This is a genomic window from Bradyrhizobium pachyrhizi (genome assembly GCF_001189245.1).
GTDB lineage: Bacteria > Pseudomonadota > Alphaproteobacteria > Rhizobiales > Xanthobacteraceae > Bradyrhizobium > Bradyrhizobium pachyrhizi.
Genome location: NZ_LFIQ01000110.1, coordinates 1 through 10,854 on the forward strand (window position 1 = coordinate 1; position 10,854 = coordinate 10,854).

The following is a 10,854-nucleotide window of genomic DNA, read 5'->3' on the forward strand; positions in this document are numbered from 1 at the left end:
AGACAAGACGGCGCCCGTCGGATGCGTACCCCCTACCGTCTGGGACGCCAACAAGAGGCAGGCCCGTTCGCAACAGGGCGTATGTCAGCCATACGCCCTGTCTTTGAAGGTGTCGATCCGCACGAGCCATCTCACGTCGGAGTAGGCTACGATAGCAGTCATAACAGCCGGGTTCGTTCCCAGTCTCGCCTGTCTGACCTCACCGTTTATTCCGCTGGGATCAAGCGGATCAGAGTTTCAGCGCGCTTCACCGAACTCAAGGGAAAACGAGGCCGCCCCGCGGCGGATACGACCAGCATGCGGTGCGCCGAAATGTGTCGGCAGCATCAGGCAGTGTCGTTCGGCGCAATGGTCGAGGACCCGCATTCGTGAATTGACCGCCTGTTCCGGGTCCATGCAGAACCGGCTGTTCCAGGTGGGATGATAGACCTGTATCGGATGGTGCATCACGTCGCCAATGAAAACACCCTCGTCTTGCCCGCTGAGTAGCCGGAGCAAAATTTGGCCCGGAGTATGTCCCGGCGCCGGCTCAATTAGAAGACTATCGCTGAGTTGATCAGTCGTATCCACGGCTTGACCCTGGCCGGCGGCGATCACGGGCAGCACGGAGTCGGTGAAGACTTCCCTGGCTTCCTCAGGCAGATGGGGATTGAGAGAGGGATCCCAGAACTGCAGCTCCTTACTCGAAAACACATATTTCGCGTTCGGGAACGTTGGCACCCACCGTCCATCGAGTAGACGAGTATTCCAGCCAACGTGGTCCACGTGGAGATGCGTGCAGAGGACATAGTCGATGTCTTCAGGCTCAACGCCAGCGCACCGGAGACGATCCAGATAGGGCATGTCAAGTCGATGAAAGTGGGGCGACGCCGGCCTGTTCTTGGCATTGCCGCAGCAGGTGTCCACCAGAATGGTATGGTGTGGTGTCCGGATCAGCCAAGAGTGCACAGACATGACAAATTGATTGGTAGATGGATGGTAAAAGTTTGGGGCCATCCAGTGCCCGTGTTCCTTAAGGACGGCAGGGTCCCACGTCGCGAGGAGCTCCTCGGGCTGCAAACTCGGCCCAAGAAGCTCTTCGATTCGCGTCACAGTCGTCTGTCCGATCTGCCAGGTGGTGCCGATATTGCTGTTCACGTGTTGCTCTCCTCAAATTGCCGCGGCTGGCCTTGCATACGGCGCGTTAGCCTTATTTGTTGCTTGGCGTCTGCGCTCTCGGTTTCGCAGCATAAGACGACAAGTCCGTTAGACTTGGATGTGCTGTTTCAGGCTTTCAGAAAGCGGACGATATGATCGGCTACTTCGTCGGGCTTCTCCAGATGAAGAAAGTGGCCGACATCGGGAATGACAATTCGTTGCAGCCCGTTCTTGAAGACGGACTCCATTCCGTCGCTTAGATCGACCGACATGCAGCCGTCTTCGACGCCGTGCAGGTAAAGTGAGGGAGCGTGAATGGCACCATTGGCTCGCGCTTCCAGCGCCTGCACGGCAGGATCCGTCGATGGCGGTGCGAACAGCTGGCGATAATAGCCGAGCGTTTGGGTCAGAACGCCGGGTTGCTGGAACATCTGATTCAATGCGGCGCGATCCGCGTCTGGTCGCACGTAGCTCGGCGACCATTCCCGCCAGAGCCTATCGATAAACGCGAAGTCGTTGAGCGGTACCGCCACCTCCGCAAGCCTTGTCTGGAAAAAGAACATGTACCAGCTGCGTCGCTGCTGATCGCCATTCGCGACGAAAGCGGTCATCAGCTGTGGTCCGTAAGGCACGGCGAGTCCCACCAACTTGCGAACGCGCGCTGGGTTCACGCTGGCTGCTGAGTAGACTGCGCGCGCGCCAAAATCATGCCCGACCAAGTCGGCTTGATCACGTCCCAGAGCTTCAATTAGCGCGACAACATCGGCGCCGGTCGCAGAACCGCGGTACGAACCGTCGGGAGCGGCACCTCCCGGCCAATATCCGCGCATTGCTGGCGCAACTGCCCAGTATCCTTCCGTCGCCAATCGGTTCAGCATTGGAATCCAGCTCTGCGCATGATCGGGAAAGCCGTGGAAGCATAATACAAGAGGCCCGGCGCCTGCTTCCAACACAGGAAATTCCAAGCCGTTGGCGCTCACTGTGCGCTGACGTATGCGGTCTCGTGACGGCGCTGTGGAAGCGTTCGGCATAAGTGTTTGTTCCTCGTGTGGTGCGCTTGAGCAATCTTAGAAGTACCGGCGCGCTGATAGCCAATTCAGAATTGAATAAGCGCGGCAGAACGCTGACAATGTGCGGGACGCCGCACTCATAGTATTATGAGCGTACGGTAATATTATGTAAATATGATCGAACGGAAATTCCAAACGATCGTCGCTGGAGGACGCCTTTGTAGCGTATACGAGAGGCCGCGGACGATCTCGGTTGCGCACGCGAAGTGACTGACCTTCAAAAATGCGATTTTGTACGGTTGATTCGATCCTCACACAGCCATTTTAAGTTCGCATGGTGACGCCAAGTTAGGAGCCGTTTGAAGCGTCGTTGCTGCTGCAGGATGCTTCCCCAAGTAGGTCACTGCTAGCAAGTGCGCGCCGACATTCGTACTAGCGCTAACCCGTGATTGAGAGTCGACGGCCTTTCGAGGAGTGAATTCATATCTGAATAAGCTGTGATCAAGAATGAATTTGTCCGATGCGCCGACGTGAGTTTACTTAGCCGGAATGATTAGCCCGTCGGATAAGAGCCGGAAGAGCCCCCTCGGGCGATTGAGCCGCTGTATGCGAAAGCGAGGCAAGACTTGTGCAGTAAGTTTATGCCGCGACAAAAGCACGCCAAGTCCGGAGACGGTTTGACAGATCGTCGTCTCACCCGGTCTGATTCCCGGTTGCGTCTGCTTCGTGCCGCTGATGGCCATGTCGAGGTTGGTAACCGCACGCACACTCGGCTTGAGTTCACGTGGCACGGTCACTTCGTGCGTCCAAAAATACAATTCTCGAAATATGCTGCGACGAGAGCCAATCATGGCTGAAACCACAAACCAGGACGAGGAATTTTCTGGCACCAAGCCGGTCGAGGAGCGCCATCGCATAGACGAAGAGAAGCTTCACGCCTGGATGGCTGAGAACGTCGAAGGATACAGGGGGCCGCTCAGCATCCTGCAGTTCAAAGGCGGGCAGTCGAACCCGACTTATCGGCTCGACACGCCCACGACATCTTATGTGCTACGCCGCAAGCCATTCGGCAAGTTGCTTCCGTCGGCTCATGCGGTGGATCGCGAATTTCGCGTAATCTCCATGCTTCATCAGCAGGGCTTCCCGGTAGCTCAACCACACGCATTGTGTATGGAAGACACGGTGATCGGCTCAGCCTTTTATGTGATGTCTATGGAGCTTGGGCGTGTATTGTGGAATGCGACGTTGCCAGGCATCGACCGCGAGCACCGGCGAGCCATGTACGTCTCGAAGATTGAGACCTTGGCGCGGCTTCACAGTTACGACCCACAAAAACTAGGCCTCGGAGACTTCGGACGTCCGGGAAACTATTTTGCCCGTCAGGTTGATCGCTGGACCAAGCAATATCGCGCGTCAGGAAGCGAAAGGATTGAGGAAGTCGAACGTCTGATCGACTGGTTGCCAATGACGCTACCCAAGCAGGAACGGGTTGCCATCGTGCACGGCGACTATCGCATTGATAACATGATCTTTCATCCGATCGAGCCTTCGGTAAGGGCGGTACTCGATTGGGAACTGTCGACGGTCGGCGATCCTATGGCGGACTTTACCTATCTCTTGATGCAGTGGTCTCTGCCAGGAGGTTTGGCTCAGGCGGACTTGACTGCGCTCAACATACCGACGCTGGACGAAGCAGCGCAGATCTATGGCGCTTGCACTGGAATCGAATTGCCCGACTTGAATTGGTATTTCTCCTACAATTTGTTTCGGCTTGTCGGCATCATGCAAGGGATCGCAGGGCGCATAAGAGAGGGCACTGCGGCAAGCGCCAAAGCAAGCGAGGCGGCGGCACTCGCAATGCCGCTTGCGAAGGCGGCATGGGATTTCGCGCAGAAGGCTGGAGCAAGATGACCTCCGTCCAATTGAGCGCAATCGGTGCGCAACTGATTCAAGACGAAACGCAGCGCTATTAGCCGATAGGTCATAGGCGGGTCGCTTGGCAATTCGCCGTGCCACTCCTCGTCGCCAAGGAACTCGATTCATTGCCGCGCTAAGTCTCTCTCAATCTCTCATATCTCGCTTATTTCAGAGGCTTCCGCACAATTCGACTTTGCGACCACTTAGAACTGAAATGGTTGCGCAAAATTTGAAGAAGCATTCATGCGTGAGCTGCCTTGGGCCACCGGGGCAAAGAGAACCAACTGGGAAAGGGAAACGAGTATGCACTGCACACGCTTGGGGCTGGTCACCGCTTCGGTAGCGCTTTCCGTGCTGTCATCTTTGACAAGTGCAGCGGCGGCGGAAAAGAAGTATGATCCCGGTGCAAATGACACAGAGATAAGAATTGGAAACACCATACCCTATAGTGGGCCAGCGTCTGCCTATGCGGTCATCGCGCAGACGGAAGCTGCCTATTTCGCTAAGATAAATGAAGATGGGGGTATTAACGGGCGCAAGATAAAGTTCATTTCCTACGATGATGCCACTAGCCCACCAAAGACGGTCGAGCAGGCGCGGAGGTTGGTCGAAAGCGATGAAGTGTTGCTCATTTTTAGCTCGCTGGGTACGCAACCCAATGCAGCTATTCAGAAGTATCTGAACTCAAAACAAGTGCCTCAATTGTTCCTGGTGTCAGGTGCTAGTAGGTGGAACAATCCGAAAGAGTTCCCATGGACGATGGGATGGCAGCCAAGTTATCAGGATGAGGCGCGACTATATGCGCAATTCCTGATGAAGGAGAGACCCGGCGCAAAAATCGCGGTCTTGTATCAGAACGACGATTTCGGAAGGGACTATCTGAAGGGTCTGAAGGACGGTTTGGGCGAAAAGAGCGCGATGGTTGTGGCCGAGGAGAAATATGATCTGTCGGAGCCTACAATCGATAGTCATATTGTGACGCTCAAAGCTTCCGGTGCCGACGTGATCTTCGAATTCGCGAATCCGAAATTTGCAGCCCAGGCGATCAAGAAGATCGGAGAGCTTGACTGGAAGCCGCTTCAGATTGTTACCAACGTTTCTTCATCGATCGCGTCTGTAATTAGACCCGCCGGGCTGCAGCACGCTCGGGGAATTATGTCGGTAGCGTTCGTCAAGGATGGTGCGGATCCACAATGGGATAACGATCCCGGTATGAAGAAATTCTATCAATTTCTCGAAAGGTATTATCGAGACGCAAACAAGTCGGACGCTTTGATACCGTTCAGCTACAGCCTCGCTCAAACGTTGGTGAAGGTCCTCGAGATGTGTGGCGACGATTTAACGCGTGAAAACGTGATGAAGCAGGCAGCGAATTTGAGGGATTTTGCTCCTGACACGATTATCCCCGGCGTGTTCGTGAATACGTCGGCAACTGATTACGCGCCAGTCAAGAAAATGCGCATGGTGCGTTTCGATGGGGAAAAGTGGGAGTTCATCGGCGAAGCGACTGACGGCGACTCACTGCGTAAGCCCACGCGATAGCGAGCAATAGTCGCCGGTGTGCCATCGTCTGCTGCCGGCTTGCTCGCTTGAGCAGGCAACTGGCGATGGAGACGATCCACCGGAGAGGGGGAGCACGAGAGCGTTTTGCTAAGCAGTTCGACATTGGGGGCGGCGGGAGAGCACCGACATGCCTGCCGGCGGGCCGGCCGCCGCGGGATATCGTTGACAACATCTCACCTATGCAGGGCTTCTCCGACGGTAAATCAGCCCAAGGATCTGGGTGTTGACACGAACCGCCTCAAGACGACTAGTGGCCCCTTCCGGCATCGCGCTTTCCTTTAGTCCAGGTCTGTACTTCAAGTTGCTCGTTGACGCGGATTCACGCGTCGTTCTGATTTGTCAAGGGAACGGGGGTCGCCAAAGCATTCAAGGGCTATTCAATCGTGAATTTGATTGCTGAAGCACGTGGGTGGTAGCTCTAGCGGAAGACCTTCCTTCCTTCGATAGTTCAGTGTTCTGCGAACAACTCATCGAAAGCGTGGTACTCGCGCACTCCAGTGCAAACTGGAAGTGCCGGATTCGAACGATACGACAGACAACTGAGCTTGATCGTACACGGAGATGATGTTGGAAGCTCCCGCACCGATCATTCGCGAGCTTAGAGTTCGCGCCGTCGAGCTTCCGATGCCGCGACCCGTTCAAATGGCGCGACGTACGATCGCTTCTGCGCCAATGGTTCTTATTGATTTGCAGACAGAGTACGGCGTTACTGGGTCGTCATACTTGCTTTGCTATGTTCCGGCGCTTCTCAAACCGCTGGTCCAAATCGTGCGAAGTATGGGATCTCTGGCTGAGAAAGCGCCGCTTTCGCCTCTCTCGCTTCATCGAATGCTGCGCGAGTGGTTGCATATGCCGGGATGGCAAGGGCTTGCTTGCCTAGCGATAGCCGGGATCGATATGGCTGCCTGGGATGCTCTGGCTAAGACGGCGAAGTTGCCGCTCGCGGTACTACTCGGCGGCAACATCGAGCCGATCCCGGCTCACGGCAGTCTCTTTAGCATAGACCCAATAGCTGTTGCTGCGGAAGCTGAGAAGGCTGTGACCCTGGGCTTTACGGCGGTCAAAGTGAAGGTGGGACGAAGTGACTTGGATGCGGATCTTGAGGTTATCGGCGCGATCCGCTCTGCGGTCGGGCCGAAAATTGGCATCATGGTCGACTACAATCAAAGTCTCTCGTTTCCAGAAGCGCAGCGGCGGGTCCACGCGTTGGACGATTTGGGTCTGATTTGGATCGAGGAGCCGACCCGAGCAGATGACTTTGACGCGCATGCCACCATTGCACGGGAAGCGAGAACGCCTATCCAGCTGGGCGAAAATTGGTGGGGCGTACAGGACGCGGTGAAGAGCATCTCAGCGAAAGCGTCGGATCACGCGATGCTCGACGTCATGAGGATGGGTGGTGTAACGGGTTGGCTTCAAGCGGCTGCAGTACTCGGGGCGGCCGGATTGCCCGTTACCAGCCATCTATTTCCGGAATTTAGCGGCCATCTGTTGGCAGTGACGCCCACACGTCAGTGGCTGGAAAGCTACGTCGGTGGCGGAAGCGCAATTCTGCGCGATCCCATTAAGATCGAAAACGGGCACGCCATCCTGCGACCTGAGCCAGGTGCTGGCATCGAGTGGAACGAAGACGTTGTGCAGAAGCACCTCGTCGATTGAGCGACCCTCGCCGGCGATCTCACGATCTGCTTACGTACCGATCACATGTCCTCCTAGGAATATATGGTAAATCTGCATGAGTAAGAAGACTGAGTCTTCGACGCTTCCTCGACGAAGCTTTCTCCGCGCAGCCGGCGTTGCGGGCTTCACGGCGTTAGCTCCGACCGCTGCGCAAGCTCAGTCGGACTCTAAGTCAAGCCCTTCGAGGCTAGCTCGACCGAACGTCACGGTCGAAACAACGGCTCCGAAACCAGATCCCGTCACACAAACGACAGGTGGCGCGGATTTCATGGTCGATGTGCTCAAAGGGCTCAATCTTGAGTACCTCGCCATCAATCCTGCTTCGTGCTTCCGCGGCTTGCACGAATCCGTTGTCAACCACGGAAATAACCAGGCACCTGAAATACTGACGTGCGTTCACGAGGAGATCGCATGCGCCATAGCGCAGGGCTATGCAAAGATCGAGGGTAGGCCGCTTGGTGTCGCGTTGCACGGCACGGTTGGTCTGCAACACGCCGCCATGGCGCTCTACAATGCCTACTGTGACAAGATTCCGATTTATGTGCTTATCGGCAACATGGTGGACGCCACTAAACGCGGTCCTGGAATTGAATGGGTACACTCTGCACAGGATCCTGCTGCACTGGTGCGTGATTTCATCAAATGGGATGATCAGCCGGGCTCACTACAGCAATTCGCCGAATCCGCACTTCGTGCTTACAAGATCGCGATGACGCCCCCAATGGGGCCCGTGCTACTGTCGCTCGATGCCGAACTGCAAGAAAACCCAATTGAGGGGCCGCAACGGCCGTGGATTCCGAAGTTGCCACAGCTTAGGTATCCCGTCGGTGACGCTGGTGCTGTGAGCGAAGTCGCGAAGCTATTGGCGAACGCCGAGTTTCCGGTTCTGGTCGCTGACAGGATGGCGCGGACGCAGGGCGGAATGGATCGACTTGTCGAGCTCGCTGAACTCTTGCAGTGTGCCGTCATCGACCAGGGCGGACGTACGAATTTCCCGTCACAGCACGCCCTCAATCATACCTTCAGGGCTAAGGACATCCTTCGCCAAGCGGACGTTGTCGTCGGCCTTGAGCTCGGCGACTACTGGGGCACATTGCACAGCTTCAACGATCGCATCGTTAGACGTGAAGCATCGATTACCAGGCCCGACGTCAAGACGATTAGCATCGGGACCGGCGACATCTTCATTAAGTCGAACTACCAGGACTTTCAGCGCTTTGAGGGGGTGGACGTCTCGGTGATGGGGGACGGTGAAGCGACGCTGCCTGCCTTGCTCGAGGCGGTGAAGTCGCAAATGAACGCTGATCGTCGGAGCGCGGTTCAGGGCCGTGGAAGCAAGTTAGGGGATGGCCATGCGAAGCTGATTGAAGCCTTGCGAAGCCGTGCCGCAATTGGTTGGGACGCGAGCCCGATCACGACCGGTCGGCTCTGCGCTGAATTGTGGAACGAGATTCGAAGCGAGGACTGGTCACTCGTGGGCAATGGATTAGGCAATATTTGGCCGCGGGGACTCTGGGACAGCCGCAAATTTTATAGCTTTACGGGAAGTTCAGGCGGCATTGGGATGGGATATGGAGCGCCGGGGGCACTTGGTGCTGCGCTCGCCAACCGCAAGCATGGCCGGATTAGTGTGGCTATTCAGGGCGACGGCGACCTGATGTACACGCTTGGAACGCTTTGGACCGCAGCGCACCATCGCATCCCGCTCCTGTATGTCGTTCACAATAATCGCGCCTACAACCAAGAACGGATGCATCTGCAGGTCATGAGCGGGCGTCGTATGCGCGGGCTCGACAACGTTCACATCGGTACTACGCTCATCGATCCAGATATCGATTTCGCTACCGTCGCGAAAGGGTTGGGGGTCTACGCGGAGGGGCCGATCACGGATTCGAAGGAGCTCGGGCCAGCGCTTAAGCGAGCCCTGACGCTCGTCAAGCGAGGAGAGCCGGCGCTGCTGGACGTGATTACGGAGGCGCGCTAAATGAAGGGATCAACGACGCGCTGCTGCTGGAGCGCGATTGCGATCGGCGTGTTTCTCCTAGCCGATGCAACTGCAAGGGCGGAGTCAAGCGACTCCACTGGAGATGCCGTAAACGGACGCCGCCTGTTCGTCAGCAAAGGATGCTTTCAGTGTCACGGTCGATTAGGGCAGGGGGGTTCCTTTGTGACGGCGGTGCCGATGCTGGCTGGCGTCGAGTGGCCACTCGAAGGCTTTGCGCAGGTGCTGCGAGAGCCGTATGGCGACATGCCCACATACAGCGAGGCTGTCCTCAGTAGCAAAGAGGTTACCGATATTTACGCCTATCTGAGGAGCCTGCCTGCGCCCCCTGAACCAAAGGACGTTCCGGAGATTCTCAAGCGTTGAGTCTGCGTGCCGCGGTCGGCGGACTCGATCGCGGGTCGCATGCATCCATTGGCGCGCAATCGGCGTGGGCAGGGACGAACCGTCGCAAGTGGCTGCGAGCCACTGTAATGCGGCGCGGGATTCCGTTCGACTTCTCAATCGAGCTGAATTGTATCCATTTGCCCGGCAGGTGGGCCGCCCGGGGTCAGGGCCGATAAGGGCCGCCGAGGTCGCGACGCCGATCCACCGATCTGTCTCGGGGGCGATGGCGTCAAGGCGCAACTGCCATGATCCCTGGCGTGGGCCTGCAAATATAGGGTGGATGGTGGCGCGGGAGCAGCTCCTCGCGGGGCCGCCACCGTTGCCCGGTTCGGCCATCCTAACCTATGCAAGATTTGCCGCGCGTCCTCGGACCGTTCGATGAATCCGTCGACGGTCCGGCCCGGACCTCCTCGGAGAGGGGTGCGCGCGAGCCGGCTGGGTTCATGGACTGGGACGATGGACGGTCACTGCTGAGCAGGCGCCCGATCCGGCGGGCAAGCCGACGACGATCAATCCCAACCTGCTGCGTTACCGAGGCAGGTGCTGAGCGCGGGCTGCTATTCATCCATGACCAGCAGATAATCAGATTTGATGTTGAGGCCTCCATCGCAGTTATCTAGTCACATCGCGACTGGAACGACCTTGTCGTTACCAGAGGCTCGTCTCACGGTGAAACTAGCTCTCATCATGTGGTCGCGTGGGAACGTCTGGCGACGACGGCATGATGTGGCACGTGGTTATTCAGCGCTGAACCGGGATCTACCACTGAAGCTAGGTGCTAGCTGACGTCGCTGGTGCTGGAGTAAAGACGTCATGAAGATTGCCGTTGCCAAGGAAATCGATCCGTCCGAGCCGCGGGTTGCGGTCTCGCCCGACACCATCAAGAAATTCAAGGCGCTCGGCGCCGAGGTCGCGGTCGAGCCGGGCGCGGGCGTCAAGTCCGGGCTGCCCGATTCGGAGTTCACCGCGGTTGGCGCGACCGTCAGCGCGGATGCGCTCAAGGACGCCGACATCATCATCAAGGTGAAGCGGCCGGAGGCCTCCGAACTGTCCAAATACAAGCGCGGCGCGCTGGTCATCGCGATCATGGATCCCTACGGCAACGAGGCTGCGCTGAAGGCGATAGCCGATGCCGGCGTGTCCGCCTTCGCGATGGAA

The 10,854-nt window shown here is 57.1% G+C and carries 7 protein-coding genes and 1 pseudogene; 6 read left to right on the plus strand and 2 right to left on the minus strand.

What is annotated here, in order from left to right; all coding sequences use genetic code 11:
* Positions 1–237: 237 nt before the first annotated feature.
* On the minus strand, positions 238–1,137 hold the full coding sequence (locus tag AKL29_RS27970) for an MBL fold metallo-hydrolase (protein WP_063779957.1): 900 nt from the start codon (positions 1,135–1,137) through the stop codon (positions 238–240).
* 128 nt (positions 1,138–1,265) lie between these two features.
* Positions 1,266–2,117, minus strand: coding sequence for an alpha/beta fold hydrolase (locus AKL29_RS27975; protein WP_244482467.1), 852 nt, complete (start codon positions 2,115–2,117; stop codon positions 1,266–1,268).
* Between the two features lie 879 nt (positions 2,118–2,996).
* Here AKL29_RS27975 and AKL29_RS27980 point away from each other — a divergent pair.
* The 6 genes and pseudogenes from AKL29_RS27980 to AKL29_RS28005 form a co-directional block, all read left to right on the plus strand.
* Positions 2,997–4,058, plus strand: coding sequence for a phosphotransferase family protein (locus AKL29_RS27980; RefSeq protein ID WP_050386390.1), 1,062 nt, complete (start codon positions 2,997–2,999; stop codon positions 4,056–4,058).
* Between the two features lie 309 nt (positions 4,059–4,367).
* Positions 4,368–5,606: an ABC transporter substrate-binding protein gene (locus tag AKL29_RS27985; protein ID WP_050386394.1), complete on the plus strand. Its 1,239-nt coding sequence runs from the start codon at positions 4,368–4,370 to the stop codon at positions 5,604–5,606.
* Positions 5,607–6,194: 588 nt separating this feature from the next.
* Positions 6,195–7,286 (plus strand): enolase C-terminal domain-like protein, encoded by a 1,092-nt coding sequence (locus AKL29_RS27990; RefSeq protein WP_050386395.1) that lies wholly within the window; start codon positions 6,195–6,197, stop codon positions 7,284–7,286.
* 289 nt (positions 7,287–7,575) lie between these two features.
* The gene (locus AKL29_RS27995) at positions 7,576–9,291 is read left to right on the plus strand and encodes a thiamine pyrophosphate-binding protein (protein ID WP_050386391.1); all 1,716 of its coding nucleotides are present in this window, start codon (positions 7,576–7,578) and stop codon (positions 9,289–9,291) included.
* Positions 9,292–9,675, plus strand: a complete 384-nt coding sequence (locus AKL29_RS41225; RefSeq protein ID WP_082190734.1) for a c-type cytochrome — start codon at positions 9,292–9,294, stop codon at positions 9,673–9,675. It abuts the gene before it with no gap.
* Between the two features lie 834 nt (positions 9,676–10,509).
* Positions 10,510–10,854 (plus strand): annotated as a pseudogene (locus AKL29_RS28005) (NAD(P)(+) transhydrogenase (Re/Si-specific) subunit alpha); the annotation flags it as partial.

Coding starts and splice junctions, on each gene's coding strand:
- AKL29_RS27980 (WP_050386390.1), top strand. CDS start 2,997: ATGGCTGAAACCACAAACCAGGACGAGGAATTTTCTGGCACCAAGCCG.
- AKL29_RS27985 (WP_050386394.1), top strand. CDS start 4,368: ATGCACTGCACACGCTTGGGGCTGGTCACCGCTTCGGTAGCGCTTTCC.
- AKL29_RS27995 (WP_050386391.1), top strand. CDS start 7,576: ATGGTCGATGTGCTCAAAGGGCTCAATCTTGAGTACCTCGCCATCAAT.
- AKL29_RS41225 (WP_082190734.1), top strand. CDS start 9,292: ATGAAGGGATCAACGACGCGCTGCTGCTGGAGCGCGATTGCGATCGGC.